This window comes from Rhizobium sp. SVR5-9E (genome assembly GCF_056755095.1).
The window spans coordinates 1-232 of sequence record NZ_JBNDHS010000803.1; the positions used below are offsets into that span (position 1 = coordinate 1).

Here is a 232-nt window from a genome sequence, read left to right on the forward strand (position 1 = left end):
GGATAATCTGTCCAGTATCTTGTGAACATAAAATCCCAATTAGTCTTTGAAGGTTCAAGATTGGAAACTTTATCACCGGTCGCGAACGAGAAGTAGTTGAAATAAGCATCATCGGTACCATTGGCAATGGTTTTAGAAACGGTAGCATCCCATGATGAATTTGCTGCATTCCACTTAGCATATTTAAAAGTATAACCTCCGAAATAATCGTCGATCATGAACTTATAATAAG

Annotated in this window: 1 protein-coding gene; it reads right to left on the minus strand. The window is 37.1% G+C overall.

Features of this window, described 5'->3' with window-relative positions; translation table 11 throughout:
- Positions 1-218: hypothetical protein (locus ACPYOJ_RS37050; protein WP_481420637.1), on the minus strand; the 218-nt coding region annotated here is incomplete at its 3' end.
- Positions 219-232: the final 14 nt, after the last annotated feature.